The organism is Croceicoccus sp. Ery15, assembly GCF_020985305.1.
GTDB lineage: Bacteria > Pseudomonadota > Alphaproteobacteria > Sphingomonadales > Sphingomonadaceae > Croceicoccus.
On sequence record NZ_CP087588.1, the window covers coordinates 1,180,485 to 1,196,186 of the forward strand.

At 62.4% G+C, this 15,702-nt stretch carries 18 protein-coding genes; 6 read left to right on the top strand and 12 right to left on the bottom strand.

Going from position 1 to position 15,702, the window contains the following annotated elements; translation table 11 throughout:
• Positions 1 to 58: 58 nt before the first annotated feature.
• Complete coding sequence (dnaK, locus tag LOZ77_RS05845) at positions 59 to 1,993, bottom strand: molecular chaperone DnaK (RefSeq protein ID WP_230281245.1); 1,935 nt, start codon at positions 1,991 to 1,993, stop codon at positions 59 to 61.
• 112 nt (positions 1,994 to 2,105) lie between these two features.
• Between dnaK and LOZ77_RS05850 the strand changes: the two genes are divergently transcribed.
• Together LOZ77_RS05850 and LOZ77_RS05855 are read left to right on the top strand one after the other, a co-directional pair.
• On the top strand, positions 2,106 to 2,738 hold the full coding sequence (locus LOZ77_RS05850) for a copper chaperone PCu(A)C (protein ID WP_230281246.1): 633 nt from the start codon (positions 2,106 to 2,108) through the stop codon (positions 2,736 to 2,738).
• A 68-nt stretch (positions 2,739 to 2,806) separates the two neighbouring features.
• On the top strand, positions 2,807 to 3,238 hold the full coding sequence (locus LOZ77_RS05855; protein WP_230281247.1) for a vgr related protein: 432 nt from the start codon (positions 2,807 to 2,809) through the stop codon (positions 3,236 to 3,238).
• Positions 3,239 to 3,260: 22 nt separating this feature from the next.
• Here LOZ77_RS05855 and LOZ77_RS05860 read toward each other — a convergent pair whose 3' ends face one another.
• The 4 genes from LOZ77_RS05860 to LOZ77_RS05875 all read right to left on the bottom strand — a co-directional run bounded on the left by LOZ77_RS05860 (position 3,261) and on the right by LOZ77_RS05875 (position 7,649).
• On the bottom strand, positions 3,261 to 3,521 hold the full coding sequence (locus tag LOZ77_RS05860; RefSeq protein ID WP_230281248.1) for a YMGG-like glycine zipper-containing protein: 261 nt from the start codon (positions 3,519 to 3,521) through the stop codon (positions 3,261 to 3,263).
• Positions 3,522 to 3,649: 128 nt separating this feature from the next.
• The gene (gene grpE, locus LOZ77_RS05865; protein ID WP_230281249.1) at positions 3,650 to 4,228 is read right to left on the bottom strand and encodes a nucleotide exchange factor GrpE; all 579 of its coding nucleotides are present in this window, start codon (positions 4,226 to 4,228) and stop codon (positions 3,650 to 3,652) included.
• Between the two features lie 75 nt (positions 4,229 to 4,303).
• Positions 4,304 to 5,365 (bottom strand): heat-inducible transcriptional repressor HrcA, encoded by a 1,062-nt coding sequence (gene hrcA / locus LOZ77_RS05870; protein WP_230281250.1) that lies wholly within the window; start codon positions 5,363 to 5,365, stop codon positions 4,304 to 4,306.
• Between the two features lie 67 nt (positions 5,366 to 5,432).
• The gene (locus LOZ77_RS05875) at positions 5,433 to 7,649 is read right to left on the bottom strand and encodes a S9 family peptidase (protein ID WP_230281251.1); all 2,217 of its coding nucleotides are present in this window, start codon (positions 7,647 to 7,649) and stop codon (positions 5,433 to 5,435) included.
• Here LOZ77_RS05875 and LOZ77_RS05880 point away from each other — a divergent pair.
• Positions 7,648 to 7,914 (top strand): hypothetical protein, encoded by a 267-nt coding sequence (locus LOZ77_RS05880; RefSeq protein ID WP_230281252.1) that lies wholly within the window; start codon positions 7,648 to 7,650, stop codon positions 7,912 to 7,914. The genes LOZ77_RS05875 and LOZ77_RS05880 overlap by 2 nt on opposite strands.
• Here the strand turns inward: LOZ77_RS05880 and rplS are convergent.
• From rplS to pgsA, 5 genes are read right to left on the bottom strand one after another with little or no spacing between them, the layout of a single operon-like run.
• The gene (gene rplS, locus LOZ77_RS05885) at positions 7,911 to 8,279 is read right to left on the bottom strand and encodes a 50S ribosomal protein L19 (RefSeq protein ID WP_230281253.1); all 369 of its coding nucleotides are present in this window, start codon (positions 8,277 to 8,279) and stop codon (positions 7,911 to 7,913) included. The genes LOZ77_RS05880 and rplS overlap by 4 nt on opposite strands.
• Complete coding sequence (trmD, locus tag LOZ77_RS05890) at positions 8,276 to 9,022, bottom strand: tRNA (guanosine(37)-N1)-methyltransferase TrmD (protein ID WP_230281254.1); 747 nt, start codon at positions 9,020 to 9,022, stop codon at positions 8,276 to 8,278. Before trmD ends, rplS begins: the two co-directional genes overlap by 4 nt.
• Before the next feature lie 22 nt (positions 9,023 to 9,044).
• Entirely contained in the window at positions 9,045 to 9,878 is an 834-nt protein-coding gene (locus LOZ77_RS05895; protein ID WP_230281255.1) for a TIGR04222 domain-containing membrane protein, read from the bottom strand.
• Positions 9,879 to 9,903: 25 nt separating this feature from the next.
• The gene (locus LOZ77_RS05900; protein WP_230281256.1) at positions 9,904 to 10,458 is read right to left on the bottom strand and encodes a hypothetical protein; all 555 of its coding nucleotides are present in this window, start codon (positions 10,456 to 10,458) and stop codon (positions 9,904 to 9,906) included.
• A gap of 7 nt (positions 10,459 to 10,465) precedes the next feature.
• Complete coding sequence (gene pgsA / locus LOZ77_RS05905; protein ID WP_230281257.1) at positions 10,466 to 11,032, bottom strand: CDP-diacylglycerol--glycerol-3-phosphate 3-phosphatidyltransferase; 567 nt, start codon at positions 11,030 to 11,032, stop codon at positions 10,466 to 10,468.
• A 141-nt stretch (positions 11,033 to 11,173) separates the two neighbouring features.
• On the opposite strand from pgsA, the gene LOZ77_RS05910 reads away from it, so the two are divergent.
• Positions 11,174 to 12,499, top strand: a complete 1,326-nt coding sequence (locus LOZ77_RS05910; protein WP_230281782.1) for an MFS transporter — start codon at positions 11,174 to 11,176, stop codon at positions 12,497 to 12,499.
• A 15-nt stretch (positions 12,500 to 12,514) separates the two neighbouring features.
• On the opposite strand, the gene LOZ77_RS05915 is transcribed toward LOZ77_RS05910, so the two are convergent.
• Positions 12,515 to 12,754 carry a hypothetical protein gene (locus LOZ77_RS05915; RefSeq protein ID WP_230281258.1) on the bottom strand — a complete coding sequence of 80 codons (240 nt, stop codon included), beginning with the start codon at positions 12,752 to 12,754 and terminating at the stop codon, positions 12,515 to 12,517.
• A 182-nt stretch (positions 12,755 to 12,936) separates the two neighbouring features.
• Entirely contained in the window at positions 12,937 to 13,368 is a 432-nt protein-coding gene (locus tag LOZ77_RS05920) for an EVE domain-containing protein (RefSeq protein WP_230281259.1), read from the bottom strand.
• 219 nt (positions 13,369 to 13,587) lie between these two features.
• On the opposite strand from LOZ77_RS05920, the gene LOZ77_RS05925 reads away from it, so the two are divergent.
• Both LOZ77_RS05925 and LOZ77_RS05930 read left to right on the top strand, forming a co-directional pair.
• Complete coding sequence (locus tag LOZ77_RS05925; protein ID WP_230281260.1) at positions 13,588 to 14,301, top strand: response regulator; 714 nt, start codon at positions 13,588 to 13,590, stop codon at positions 14,299 to 14,301.
• A 41-nt stretch (positions 14,302 to 14,342) separates the two neighbouring features.
• Complete coding sequence (locus LOZ77_RS05930) at positions 14,343 to 15,611, top strand: ATP-binding protein (protein ID WP_230281261.1); 1,269 nt, start codon at positions 14,343 to 14,345, stop codon at positions 15,609 to 15,611.
• The last annotated feature ends 91 nt before the right edge of the window (positions 15,612 to 15,702 follow it).

Genomic DNA, 15,702 nt, shown 5'->3' on the forward strand with positions numbered 1-15,702 from the left:
TTGCCTAATAGACCTGCGGGCCGGTTTTCAAGTCCGCACCCGCAAGGGGCGCGGATCGTTACGCCGGTTTATTGTCGTCGCCGTCGCCGTCGACTTCCGAAAATTCGGCGTCCACGACGTCCTCGTTGGCTGCATCCGCTTCGGGCGCACCCTCGGCGGCAGAGCCTGCCTCTGCCTGCTGCTTTTCGTAAATCGCCTGCCCCATCTTCATCGCCTTTTCGGCAAGGGCCTGCGACTTGGCGTTGATGTCGTCGACATCCTCGCCCTCAAGCGCGGTCTTGGTCTCGGCAATGGCGGCCTCGATCTCGGACTTGAGGCCCGCGTCGATCTTGTCGCCATTTTCCTTCAACTGCTGCTCGGTCGAATGGACAAGGCTGTCGGCCTGGTTACGTGCCTCGGCACGCGACTTGCGCTGCTTGTCTTCCTCGGCGAACTTCTCGGCGTCCTGCACCATCTGGTCGATGTCGGAATCCGACAGACCGCCCGATGCCTGAATGCGGATCTGCTGTTCCTTGCCGGTGCCCTTGTCCTTGGCGGACACGTTCACAATGCCGTTGGCGTCGATGTCGAAGGTCACTTCGATCTGCGGCACGCCGCGCGGTGCGGGCGGAATGCCGACCAGATCGAACTGGCCCAGCAGCTTGTTGTCCGCCGCCATCTCGCGCTCACCCTGGAACACGCGGATCGTCACGGCCTGCTGATTGTCATCAGCCGTCGAATAGACCTGCGATTTCTTCGTCGGGATCGTGGTGTTGCGGTCGATCATCTTGGTCATGATGCCGCCCAGCGTCTCGATACCCAGCGACAGCGGGGTCACGTCGAGCAGCAGCACGTCCTTCACATCGCCCTGCAGGACGCCCGCCTGAATGGCAGCGCCCATGGCCACGACTTCATCGGGGTTCACGCCCGTGTGCGGTTCCTTGCCGAAGAAGTTCTTCACCACTTCGCGCACCTTGGGCATGCGGGTCATGCCGCCCACCAGAACGACGTCGTCGATTTCCTTGGCGGACACGCCCGCGTCGGCCAGCGCTTTCTTGCACGGCTCCAGCGTGCGCTGGATCAGGCGGTCGACCAGACGCTCCAGATCGGCGCGGCTGATGTTCTCCACCAAGTGCAGCGGGGTCGTGCTGCCGCCTTCCATGCGGGCGGTGATGAACGGCAGGTTCACTTCAGTGGTCTGCGCGCTCGACAGCTCGATCTTGGCCTTTTCAGCAGCTTCCTTCAGACGCTGCAGGGCCAGCTTGTCCTTCTTGAGGTCCATGCCTTCCTTCTTCTGGAAGGCTTCGGCCAGATATTCGACGATCGCGCTGTCGAAATCCTCACCGCCAAGGAAGGTGTCGCCATTGGTCGACTTCACCTCGAACACGCCGTCCCCAATCTCGAGGATCGAGATGTCGAACGTACCGCCGCCAAGGTCGTAAACGGCAATGGTCTTGCCGTCATTCTTGTCGAGGCCATAGGCCAGAGCCGCCGCGGTCGGCTCGTTGATGATGCGCAGCACTTCAAGGCCCGCGATCTGGCCGGCATCCTTGGTCGCCTGGCGCTGCGCGTCGTTGAAATATGCAGGGACCGTGATCACGGCCTGCGTGACGGTCTCGCCCAAAAAGCTCTCGGCGGTTTCCTTCATCTTCTGCAGGGTGAAGGCCGAAATCTGCGAGGGGGAGTAATCTTCGCCGCCCGCCTTAACCCATGCGTCGCCGTTCTTGCCCTTGACGATGTCATAGGGGACCAGCTCCATGTCCTTCTTGGTCATGGGGTCTTCGAAACGGCGGCCGATCAGGCGCTTGACCGCAAAGATCGTATTGTCGGGATTGGTCACCGCCTGACGCTTGGCAGGCTGGCCGATCAGACGCTCGCCATCCTTGGTAAAAGCGACGATCGATGGCGTGGTGCGCGCGCCCTCGGAATTCTCGATCACCTTGGGCTTGTCGCCATCCATCACTGCCACGCAGCTGTTGGTCGTGCCGAGGTCGATACCGATAACTTTAGCCATTGAGTAAATTCCACCCTTCTACTTGCGGACACCGCGTTTGGCACACTCCCCATCGGGGCAAGCGAGCGCTTGCGGCTCTTCGATTGTGGGGGCGATATAGGGGCGGTTTTCGGTGGCACAAGTCTGCAAGGCCGCCTATCTGGCCGCCATCACCAATTGCGTTCAAGGAACCGGCTTTATCATGCGATCCTGTACCACATTGCTCTGGCTGGCTGCCGCAGCCCTTCCCCTTGCCGCTTGCGGAGACAGCACGCCCGCCGATGACGCGGCGCAACAGGACGCCGCCGCGCCCGCGCAGCTTGGCATGGTGCTGTACAATGCCGCCATCCGCCTTCCCGCCGTGTCGGGCCGTCCGGCCGGTGCCTATTTCACGCTGCAATCGTTGCGGGATGAACCCGTGCGCATCGCGGGCGTCGATGTGACCGGAGCGGGAGAGGCCGAACTGCATGAAACGAAAGTGGTCGACGGCATTTCGATGATGGCGGCAGCAGGCACGATCGTGCTGGAGCCACGCGAAACCGTGCAATTCGCACCCGGCGGTTTTCATGTGATGCTGTTCGATATCGATCCCGCGCTAGTCGCGGGGGGCACGACCGATCTGACGCTGACACTGGAAAACGGCGACAAGATTTCGGCGACAGCGCAGATCGTCGGACCCGCCGATCCGCTGCCCGCAGCGCTTGAAGGCGCAAAGGAAGCCATGCCCGCCATGGACCATTCTGCGCATGAAGGAATGGCGCACTGAGTACGCCCGTGCGATCACATGCCTGCCCTGTCGGCGGCACACGCGGTCTGACAGACGGCGAAAAGGCGATGGTGGCTTCCGTCTTCGGAACAGCCATCGACCTCGAACCGGTGACGGTCCGGCGGAGCAAATGGTTTCCGCTACAGCCGCAAAATACGGTGATGGCGCCCTGCGGACATATTCATTTTCCGGCCGGCCACACGCAATATTGCGACGATTTTGCTTACGCCTCGCTATTGGCGCAGGGTCTGTTCATTCACGAGATGACACATGTCTGGCAGGCGCAGCAGCGCGGCAAATACTGGCTGGTGCTGATGCGCCATCCTTTTTGCCGTTACGACTATGCCATAAGGCCCGGCCTGCCGCTCGACCGCTATGGGATCGAACAACAGGCCGAAATCGTGCGCCATGTTTTTCTGCTGAGACAAGGCCACAAGCTGCACGGCGCGCCGCCGTTGAAGCAGCTTGAAACTATCCTGCCCTTCGAACCGGTCCGTTAGGCAGGTTCGGGTTGGCCGGACCCTAGCGACAGTCGTTGTCGAGGTATCCTGCGTCGTTATAACCGTCGCACGTATCGTTCTTGTCGGTGAAATAACCGATCGCACCGCCCGCCGCCGCGCCGACCGCGGCCGAGGTTTCGAGATCGGCACCCGTTACCGCGCTGACACCCGCGCCCGCCGCCGCGCCCAGCGCCGCGCCTTCGACCGCGTAATTATCCGCGCAGCCAACGGTCGCCAATGCTGCCGTAGCCGCGAGCGGGAGGGTCAATTTCCTGATGTTCATGGCAAATTCTCCGCATGGGGTAAGTTACCCACCCAATGCGGAGACCTGCCGAAACGTTCCTGAAAACCCCCGATGCCGTCGCCGGAGCGTGGCGTTCGAAGGTCAGGCCGCTTGCCCGGATGGCCCGATCAGTCCGGCTTTTTCGCGACGCCGACCATGGCGGGGCGCAGCAGACGGTCCTTGATCATGTAACCCGCCTGCATTTCCTGCACCACAGTGCCGGGTTCGGCATCGTTGGTCGGAATTTCGATCATCGCCTGATGCTGGTTCGGGTCAAGCGGCAGACCCTTGGCCGCGATCCGGCTGATCCCGTGCGAAGCGAAAACCTTGTCGATTTCGCGCCCTGTGGCTTCGATACCCGCGATCAGGCCCTTCCACTTCTCATCCTCGCGCAGATCGGCGGGAATGGCGTCGAGCGCACGGGCAAGGTTATCGGACACCGACAGTATATCGCGGGCAAAACCGGTCGCGGCATAGGCGCGGGCGTCGGCGATTTCCTTTTCCATCCGGCGGCGCAGATTCTGCGTGTCGGCGCGGGCATAAAGCACTTGCTGCTTCGCCTCGTCCAGTTCGGCACCCAGCTTGGCCAGCGCCTCGTCGACGCTTTCTTCCGGGTTGTCGCCAGCGTTTTCGTTCTCGATCATGTCCTCGGGAACGCCCTTCAATTCGTTCTCGACTGCTTCGTCGCGCGTTTTGTCGTCGCTCATGGCGCTGTTTCTGTTCCTGACTGTCTCGAAAAAATCCCTGTCGCCAAACCGGTTACCAGGGGGAAAAGATCCCGCCTAGCGCCCCGCATGGCCCACGCGCGCATCCAGGCTGAGGCCAAGGCTGCGCGCGGTGAAATCCACCATGGGGACTAGGCGCGCGTAATTCAACCGCGTCGGCCCGATCACGCCCACCACGCCGATCACCTTCCCCTCGCGGTCGCGATAGGGCGAGGCAATGACCGACGAACCTGAAAGCGAGAACAGCTTGTTCTCGGACCCTATGAAAATCCGCGCCCCGTCAGCCTCGCGCGCATTGTCGAGCAGGGCGGCGACCTGTTCGCTGCGTTCGATATCGTCGATCAGCATGCGAACGCGTTCCAGATCGCCCACCGCGCTTTCGTCCAGCAGGTTCGCTTGTCCGCGCACGATCAGCACCGGACGGCGCGCCGCATCCTCGCTCCACACGGCAAGGCCGCGCTCCACAAGATCGCGCGCGGCAGCGTCCAGTTCGGCGCGCTCGTCGGCGATTTCGCGATGCATGGCGCGCGCAGCCTCGGCCAGAGTGCGGCCCTGCAACCGCGCGGTGATGTAATTGCCGGCCTGCACCAGTGCGGCAGGATCGGTTCCGGCGGCCAGCGGGACAACGCGGTTCTCGACATCGCCGTCCTCTCCCACCAGCACGGCCAATGCGCGGTCGTCGCCCAAAGGCACCAGACTCATCTGCTGGAGGCGCGGTTCACGCGCGGGGACCATGACTACGCCTGCACAGGCAGACAGGCTGGACAACAGCGCCGAGGTCCGCGCCAGAGCCGTTTCGACCGGCCCATTGCCCGACAATTCCCGTTCGATCGCGGTGCGTTCGGCGGCGCTCGGCTCTGCCACCTGCATCATCCCGTCGACGAACAGGCGTAGCCCCGTCTCGGTCGGCAATCGTCCCGCGCTGGTATGCGGCGCGGCCAGCAGGCCCAGCCGCTCCAGATCGGCCATGACCGACCGGATCGATGCCGGAGACAGGTCCAGCCCGCCCGCAAGGCTCTTCGACCCGACTGGCTGGCCGTCACCCAGATAGCCTTCGACGACGAGACGGAAAATCTCGCGCGCACGATCGGACAGTTCGAGGAGCGGCGGGCCTGGCATAAGGGTGATCTAGGAAGTGCGAACCGATCGCTCAACCGGATTCGTCACCCTGCCGCTCGGATACGGCTTATCGCCCCCCGGGCGGCACGCCGTTCTGTTCCAGAAAGCGCACGATGTTGCCGTAATAGTGCTGCGTGATGACCGGACCCGACACCACATGGCCAAAGCCGGGATATAGCATCATTTCGAACGGAACATTCGCTTCCTGCATGGCGGCGACCATGGCGGTGGTATTGTCCATCACCACATTATCGTCGCTCATCCCGTGGCTGATCAGCAACGGATCGCTGATCTTTGCAGCATCGGCGATGGTATTCGACGCCTCATACGCATCGGGCACCTGACGCGGATCGCCCATATAGCGTTCGGTATAGAACGTGTCATACAGCTCCCACTTCGTCACCGAAGAAGCCGCGATGCCCGCAGCGTAAAAACCGGGATCGGCCTCCAGCTGTTTCAGGGTCATATAGCCGCCATAGCTGGACCCGAAAATCGCGATCCGGTCGGGATCGACAAAAGGCAGCGTTTTCAGCCAGCTGCCCCCGGTTTTCTGGTCGACCACCTCGACCGTGCCCATGGCCTCGCGGATCTGCTTTTCAAAAGCGACGCCGCGATTGTCCGATCCGCGATTGTCGATCTGGAACCAGATATATCCCAGATCGACGAAATATTGCGAAATGGCCGAATCCCACGAATGATCGACTTCTTGCGCATGCGGGCCGCCATAATGGTGGAACAGCACCGGATAGCGCTTTCCCTTTTCCATCTTCGGGGTCAGCATCTTCCAGTAAAGCGTGCTGCCATCCTCTGACGTCAGCGTGCCGAAACGTGCCGCGGCATGGCTGGCGGCGAATGGTGCATAGGGGTGATCGGCGTCGAGCGCGTTTTCCATCAGCCATGTCAGGCGCTTGCCGGTATTATCGGCCAGATAATACTGCGTCGGCTGCGCGGGATTGGACCGGTTGACGATCATGGTGCGCCCTGCCCCGTCCATCGACGCGCCATAGAACCAGCCCTTTTCTGTCAGTCGCTCGGGCGCGCCGCCATTGGCATAGTCGAGACGATAGAGCTGGTCTTCCAGCGGGCTGTCCATCCGTCCCTTGAACCATAGCGCGCCCGCTGCCTCGTCCACGCCCAGCAGGCCGGTGACGACCCAGTCGCCGCGTGTCAGCTGCGTCCATTCCCCGTCGGCAAAGCGCCAGAGATGGCCGAAACCACTGCGTTCCGAACGCCAGACCAGCGAGCCGTCGTTCAGGAAGCGATAATCGGACGACTGGTTGATCCAGTGCCCGTCCTCGGCCGTTTCGGTAAAGACCGGCGTGCTGGCGCCGGTCGCCGGATCGATCTTCAGCATGTCGAGCCTGCTTTGCGCGCGGTTCTGGCGCTGCACATAAAGCGCGCCATCGGGCGCCCAGTCGACACGGGTGATATAGATATCGCGCTCAGCCCCCAGATCGGCCTTGATCCGGTTGCCGCCATCGGGATCGATCACATACAGGTCGATCAGCACATTATCGGTGCCCGCCAGCGGATAGCGCTGGTCATAGGTGGTGGTGCTGCCCGCCCCGATCGATGTGCGCGTCACGACCGCGACCGGTGCCTCGTCATAACGCAGCACGGCGATGCGCTTGCCGTCGGGGCCCCATTTATAGCCGTAATCGCGGTCCATTTCCTCCTGCGCGACGAATTCCGCCTCGCCCCAATGGACCGTATCGCTCGCCTCGTCCGGCGTGACCGCCGCAGGCTCGCCGCCGACCGGTGCGACGAACAGCCGCCCCTCGCGCACAAAGGACACGCGCGCATTATCGGGCGAAATCGCGGGATTGAGCTCGCCCTCCTCGCTATCGGTCAGGCGGGTGACGGTGCCGTCCAGCTTTGCCAGAAACAGATCGCCGTCCAGCGGGACAAGGATGGACTGCGCATCCTGCGACCATTCATAGGACACGATCCCCTTGAGGCTGGCAATGCGCGCGCGTTCGCGCTGCATCTTCTCCGCCTCCGACAAGGCGCGACCCGGGCCGAACGCTTCGGAATCGACCAACATCGACCATGTTCCGCCCTGCCGGTCATAGGCCCACAAATCATAGCGATAGCGGTCATCGTCGCGCGCGCGCAGCAGGGTCAGCCAGCGGCCATCGGGCGACAGCTTCATCGCACGCGGCGACGCCCCGTTCAGCGACGGACTGCCTGCGATCCGCTCCAGCGTCAGATCCTTTTGCGGCACATCGGGCACTGCCATTTCCTGCGCCTGTGTGCCGGGCAAGTCATAGGTGTCTTTCGCCATGGCGCTCCCCTTGATCAACATGCCCATCACAAATGCCGATGCGGCCAATCGCAGAAAAGACGATGGCCGCGAAGAAGTGAATGATCGACGGTGCATGGGCTGGAAATTCCGTAGGTTGGATAAATCTCGCCGCGTCATTGGCGAAAGCGATTACAATTGCAACCGCCCTGCCTGTCCGGAATGCGCAATGAACGCCGCACGCAAACAAAAAGGGCGGCTCCCGCAGGAACCGCCCTTTCGCATGCTCTTTGGCGAGAAGGCTTAGGCCTGCTCGCGAACCGTCTTGCGCTCGGCAATACGGGCGCTCTTGCCGGTACGGCCGCGCAGGTAATAGAGCTTGGCACGACGCACGACGCCGCGGCGGACCACGGTGATGCTGTCGATATTGGGCGAATAGAGCGGGAACACACGCTCCACGCCTTCGCCGAAGCTGATCTTGCGAACGGTGAAGTTCGAACCCATGCCGCGGTTCGAACGTGCGATCACGACGCCTTCGTAATTCTGCACACGTTCACGCGTGCCTTCCACGACGCGCACGCCGACGCGCACGGTGTCGCCCGCACGGAATTCCGGAATTTCCTTTGAGAAGCCGGCAATGGCCTCTGCCTCAAGCTGCTGGATCAGGTTCATATGCCTGTGCCTTCATCATCGTGCCGCGCGCCAGAGGCAGGCTGGCCCCGAACGTCACCGTGACGTTCCCAAAGGTCCGGCCTGCGTAACCGTGTATCGTCCTCGCCGCGTTGCTTTCGCCACGCCGCGATCTTCGCATGATCCCCCGATCGCAGCACTTCAGGGATCGTGCGCCCTTCCCATTCGACAGGTCGGGTGTAGTGCGGATATTCGAGCAAACCGTTCTCGAACGATTCCTCGACTCCGCTTGAAGCGGCGCCCATTACGCCGGGAAGCAGCCGAATGCAAGCGTCGAGAAGCATGATCGCGGCAGGCTCTCCACCCGACAGGATGATGTCGCCAACCGACACTTCCTCGACATCGCGGCCCGCAAAGATACGCTCGTCGAACCCCTCGAACCGTCCGCACAGCACGATGGCGCCCGGCCCCGATGCCAGTTCGCGCACGCGCGCCTGCGTCAACGGCTTGCCCCGCGGCGTCATCGCCAGCACCGGCGCCCCCGGGTTCAGCGCGCGCGCATGGTCGATCGCGGCGGCCAGCACATCGACTTTCAGCACCATGCCCGCGCCCCCGCCCGCCGGCGTATCGTCGACGGTGCGATGCTTGTCGGTGGCGAAATCGCGGATCTGAACCGTCTGCATCACCCACGATCCCGCTTCCAGCGCGCGGCCCGCAAGGCTAATGCCAAGGGGGCCGGGAAACATTTCTGGATAAAGGGTCAGGACGGTGGCTGTAAAACTCATCGCGCGGCGTTAGCGGCGCCGGTCATCCACCGCAACCGCCACAACCGCCGCCTCCGCAGCCGCTTCCGCCGCCATCGCTGCCGCAGCCGCCCGACGAATTATTCGCGAACATCTGGTGAAACGGGTTCAGCGCTGTTCCCGCCAGCGCGGCAGGGCCGAACAAAGCCACCGCCTGCGCCATCTCGGGCTCGCGCGGGGCGCGGCGCAACCGCTCGCCGCGCACTCTGGCGGCCGCAATCTCGGCCTTGCCTTGCACCGTCGCCGGATCGATCGCGAAAAAACGCAGCAGCATGGCGATGGCAGTCGCAAATTCGAAAAAGACCAGAAAGCCGATGGATTCGTCGCGGATCACACCCAGCCGCATACGCTCCAGCCCGAACAGCAACAGCATGAACAGCGGCGCGGACTGGGTGAACCGGATCAGCCGCTCGTCCCCGCCGTCCATCATCAACCCGCGCATCTGCAAGTCGCGCTTTACGCCTTGCAAAGGCTCTTGCATCACGCGTTTGAGCTGGCGCAGTTCGATCATGCCCGGACGGCCCAGCATCATCCGCTCCGCCGCCGTGGAACCTGCCGAACCCGCACCGCCCATTGCGGGTCGCATCAGCCGTTTGCCGTTATCAGCCATCACCAGTCGCCCGTCCGCCAGCAGGGCGGTCGCGACCGCTTGCAGAAAACGGATCGGTCCGCCTGCCAACAGGGCGGTATCCTCGGCCCCTTGCAGCACGCCCGCGCGCCCTTCGGGTCGCAAGCCGTTCTGGATCGCCGCACCAAGGATCAGACAGGCGACGAAAGCCATGGCATGAAAGCCCAGATAGGCATTGGCGCTCCAGTCGAGCGGATTCCATCCTTGCATCGAGCGCTCCCCCCTCTGGCGGCTCTTAACGGATCAGCAGAACTGCCATAATGCCAAGTGCTAACAGAATTGCTACCACCAGCGTGCGCCGCCTGGGCAGGATCCAGAAATCGCGGGGGTTGACGCGGCGGGCCTGCGGATCGCGATAGAGCCGTTGCATGGCCGCTGGCCATATATCGGGCGGCGACGGGCCGAAGAAGCGTTCATAGCTGGCAAGCGTATCGGCATATTGGCGATAGTACCGGTCCCGCTCGACCTTGCCGCCCGCCGTGGGACCGTGATGCAGCGACGCGCCCAGTATATCGGGGCAGAACCGGTCCCAATAATCGCGGCTGTATGTCAGATGCAGGTGCCATGCCTGATCCACGGCATCCGATGGCGTTACCTGATGGCCCGCGCGCATCGCCAGAAAGCAGAAACGGCGGTACTCCTCCATCACGCGGTCGGCATGGGATTCGCTCCACCCGTTCTCGCGGGCCAGACGTTGAATGAAACTGAATTCGGCATCGTCGGGACCGACCCGATACCGGTCAAGGCGCTGCCACAGGGCGGTGGTGCGATAATCCTCTCCACCCGCCATGAACGGCCTAGTCCATATGCTTCAGGCCGACACGCAGATAATCCCAGCCGGTCACCACCGTCAGCGCTGCTGCTGCCCACAGACATGCAAGCCCCGTCAGCCTGATCCATTCCATATGCGGCAAGGCACCCGCCAGTATCAGCGCGCCCAGCGCCACAATCTGCGCCGTTGTCTTCCATTTCGCCAGTTTCGACACGGGCACCGAAACCTGCACACCTGCCAGAAATTCGCGCAGGCCCGAAACGGCGATTTCGCGAAGCAAGATCACCAGCCCTGCCAGCGCATGCAGATCGCCCACATAGGGGCCCGACAATCCGCCCTTGGCCGTCAGCACAAGGATCACCGCCCCCACCATCAGCTTGTCTGCGATGGGATCGAGGAAGATGCCCAGACGGCTGACCCGCCCGCTGGACCGCGCGAGATAGCCGTCGAAATAATCGGTTATTCCCGCCAGCGAATAGATCACAAAGGCGATCGCATGCCCCAGCGCCCATTCGGGCCACCACAGGAAACCGACCAGCAGCGGAACGGCGAAAATGCGCGAAAGCGTCAGAAGATTGGGAAGTGTCAGCATAGATTCGTGAAAGCCATGTAGCGCGAAAAGAATGAAAACCCCAAGACGACACGCAGCGCCGCCAACCGATTTTATTGCACCGATGTGCCGCGCGGGCTTGTGCAGCGCGGTATGGTCGGTAAGGACGGGCGCCGACAGATCATGCTGACCTCACCCGATCTCCTTACCAGGCGCCGTTTCCTGCCGCTGTTCGTCACCCAGGTGCTGGGGGCGTTCAACGACAATCTGTACAAGAACGCGATGGTGCTGTTCGTCGTCTATGCCGTTTATTCCAGCGCGGCAGAGGAGACGATGTTCTCCGCCGTGGCGCAGGGCTTGTTCACCCTGCCATTCGTGCTGTTTTCGGCGCTGTCGGGGCAACTGGCCGACATGCGCGACAAGGCGATGATCATCCGGCGGGTCAAGCTGGCCGAGATTTTCATCATGATCGTCGGCGCGGCAGGCCTGATCATGGCGGCGATGGATATTGCGGTGCACGGCGTAGCGATCCCGCTGCTGCTGGCGGCCCTGTTCGCGATGGGCGTGCACTCCACCTTCTTCGGCCCCATCAAATACGCGATCCTGCCGCAGCATCTGGAGAAACAAGAAGTGCTGGCCGGAACCGGACTGGTCGAGGCAGGCACCTATCTGGCGATTCTGGCAGGCACGATCCTTGCCGGCTGGATTTCGGTAGAAGTGGCCGCAGTGCTGGTCATCGGCCTTGCCGTGCTGGGCTGGTTTGCGGGCAAACAGGTCCCCTCCGCACCCGCGCAAGGCACGGTCGAGCCGATCGACTACAACATCTGGCGATCATCGGTAAACGTGGTCAAAGGTTCGATGCAGGATGCGCGCGTGTTCTACGCCATTCTGGCGATCAGCTTTTTCTGGACCATCGGGGCGGTGCTGTTCATCGAATTCCCGCCGCTGGCGAAAAACGTGCTGACTGCCAGCAAGGAAGTCGCCAGCCTGTTTCTGGTCGTATTCTCCATCGGCGTCGCCATCGGATCGGTGTCGATCAACATGCTGCTCAAGGGAGAGGTATCGGCGCGATATTCCCCGGTCTCGGTCATCGTGATGGGGCTGTTCGTTGTGGCCTTTCACGTGGTTTGCCGCATGTGGCAGCCGCATGTCGGCGGGCTATACGATGTGGCCGAATTCATCGCCCTGCCGCTGGCAGCGCCCTTGCTGCTGTGCCTGCTGGGCATCGCCATTGCGGGGGGCATGTTCGTTGTGCCGCTCTATGCGTTTCTGACGACAGTGGTCGACAAATCGCAAACCGCGCGGGCGGTGGCGGCCAATAATCTGGTGAACAGCTTTGCGATGGTTGGCGGATCGGCGCTTGCCATGGGGCTGAACGCGATCGATGTCTCTATCGTCGATCAACTGCTTCTGGCTGCCGCGATGAGCGTGATTTCGGCCTATCTCGGCTGGGTGCTCTATTGCGCGGAACGACGGCTGGCTGCCGCCAAAGGATCAGGCCGACGGTAGGATCAGGCCGCAAGGTCAGGCGATGAAACCGATTACCGCCATGAAGCACGCGCAATAGGCCATCAGGAATTCCTTGGCGTCGCGCGTATTCAGACCCCAGAACAAGGGTTGCGGCCGGTCTTGCGCCACCTGCTCCATCAGCGGTTGCACCTTGCGGCCGAACCAGCCCTGCATGGCCGCGCGGCGCTTGGCGACGGGTTGCACCACGGGAAGCCGGATCGGCGTGCGCATGGCGGGCGTGGCGGCGTGAATCATCGGCGTCGAATTCCTCGCTTGGCTGGCTACTGGCTTACCGGAAACGAGCAAGCGCAGTAACGGTTTCTTAACCAAGCTTAACGGACGCGATCTGCAAAGCGCCACCACACGCCCCGCCCCGTATCGGGACAGGAGCGTCCTCATCCGTCATACCCCCGAATAGCCCGTCGGCAGACCGGGATTCAGCCTGCCTTTTTGGCGTTGGCTTTCGCCATGGACAGGATTTTCCTCCATTCCTCGGGCCGGACCTCGCTGACCGACAGGCGCATCAGCTTGACCAGTTCCATCTCGGCCAGCGATTCCTCGGCCTTGACCTGCTTCAATGTGACGGGCGCGGGCAGCTTCTCGACCGGCTTGACCTTGACCGCGGCCCATTTGCCCGTCTCGTCCGTGGGATCGGTAATGCCGTCCACACTGATTTCGCAAATACCGACGATCTCCAGCCCGATGTTGGAGTGATAGAAGAACGCCTTGTCGCCCTTTTTCATTGCGGCCAGATTGTTCTTGGCGCGATGGTTGCGCACCCCGTCCCACGTCCCCTCGCCCTCTGCGACAAGATCGTCCCACGAATAGACGTCGGGTTCGGATTTCATCAGCCAGAAACGCTTGGCCATGCAGGCGACCTCCAATCATGTAACGGCGTCGGACAGCTCGGTTCACCTTGCGGCCCCGCCGGATGCCCGCGCCTTTAGCCAGCAGCAACCGACCGGCGCAAGGGCCGCGGACACGCAAAAGCGTGCAGGTTGAACCGGCTGCAATTGGTGACTAGATTCCTGCGACCGGCCGCAGCGCATCCCGCGTCGGCCTCCGGTTTCTTGCGGAATAGTTCCTCCATGGCCACACAGACGATCCTTGTCGTCGAAGACGATCCACAGCTTCGCGTCCTGATTTCGCGCGCATTGAAAGAGCATGGCTATGATGTGCGCTCTGCCGCGACCGGCGCCGAAATGCAGGTCCAGCTGGAAGACGGCCGCCCTGCCCTGATCGTGCTGGACATCATGCTGCCGGGCACGAACGGCATCGAGCTGCTGCGCCGTCTGCGCACCACCAGCGATATTCCCGTTATCTTCGCCAGCGCGCGCGGAGAAGAGGCCGATCGCGTCGTCGGGCTGGAACTGGGCGCCGACGATTATCTCGCCAAGCCGTTTGGCACACGCGAGTTACTGGCGCGGATTTCCGCCGTTTTACGCCGCCACGGTAACGGAAATGGCGGTGCCAGCACGCAGCGGCAAGACGAAATCGCGTTCGACGGATGGACGTTATCGCTGTCGCGCCGCGAATTGCGGTCACCCACCAAAGCGCTGGTCGAACTGACCACCGCCGAATTCGATTTGCTGAGCGCCTTTGTCCAGTCGCCCCAGCGCGTGATCAGCCGCGAAAGGCTGATCGAATTGTCGCGCACGCGTATCGGCGATTCGTCGGACCGCAGTGTCGACGTTCTGGTCAGCCGCTTGCGCCGCAAGCTGACGATAGAAGGACGCGACGCCCCGATCGCCACCGTGCGCGGCGTGGGATATATGTTCACGGCCGAGGTCGAAACCCCGTGACTTTCCCCCAATTGCCAAGCGCCGGTCTTCTGGGCCGGCTGTTGGGCATTCTCTTGCTGGTCGTCGCGCTGGAATTCGCGCTGAACGCATTCGTTTTTGAACGTGCGAACGAGTTTTCGCTTCAGGAAGAAGACGCGGCGAGCATTTCCGACCGGCTTGTCGTCGCCTATCGCCTGCTGGAACAGGCCCCCGCCGAGTTGCGGGCCGATGTCGCGCAGGAGCTGTCCACCCATCACTTCCGCATCGGCTGGTCGCAGGATACCGCGCGGCGGGCCGCCAGCCTCGAACTGGATGCGCTTCGCAGCCAGATCGTCGAACAGCAGGAAGAGCTGGGCCTTGCGGGGCTACGCCTCCATCTCGAACCGCTTAGCGGCGGGGGCGACATCGCGGGCAGCATGACGCTTTCGGACCAGAGTGTGATGACATTCTCGGCCGAGGTCCACGAAACGTTCAAGCTGAATGCACAGCGCGTGATCATGTTGCTGCTGCCGACTGCCCTATTGATGCTGATCGGCGGGCTTTTGGTGGGCGCTGCCCTTCGCCCGCTGCGCAATCTGGTCGCCGCATCGCGCAAGGTAGGCGAGCTGGACGAACCCGAGCCCGTTCCCTTAGCCGGTTCGCAAGAGGCCCGCGACCTGATCGCCGCCTTTAACGAGATGCAGGAGAGGATCCACCAGCTGATCCGCAATCGCCAGCTGACCGTTTCGGCCATCGCGCATGACCTGCGAACGCCTCTCGCACGGTTGCAGATGCGGCTGGATCAGACCTCTCCCGACCGCGAGGCAATGGCCGCCGATGTGGCCGAAATGCGCATGCTGCTGCAATCCTTGCAGACCTTTAACGAAGGACATGATCACCGCGGTCCGGTGGAACGGATCGACATTGCTGCAACCGCGCAAACCTTGGTCGACGACGCGGGGGACCGCGGTTTCAAGACGGACTATGAAGGGCCTGAACATCTGGAGATAAAGGGCCGCGCACTCGCGTTGCGGCGGGTGATGTCCAATCTGATCGAAAACGCGCTTCACTATGCTGGCGATGCAAAAGTCCGCCTCGCTCGCGAGGGGAATCATGTCGTCATCTCGGTCATCGATACCGGGCCGGGAATCGCGGAATCGCAAATAGATGAGGTGATGAAACCCTTTGTCCGGCTGGACCATGCACGTAGCCGGAACACGCCGGGCATGGGCCTTGGCCTTGCCATCGTGAACCGCATCGTGCGTGCGCAAGGCGGCAGTTTCACCATTGCAAATCACACCACCGGCGGGCTGTGCGCCACGATCCGGCTGCCTGCCGACGGCCCCGAATAACGCATCGACCGACCGGCTCGCCGCATTTCGCGCGTGCAGCAACAAACTATTACAAACAGGAACGCTTCGCGAAACACGCCCCCGATAGTCC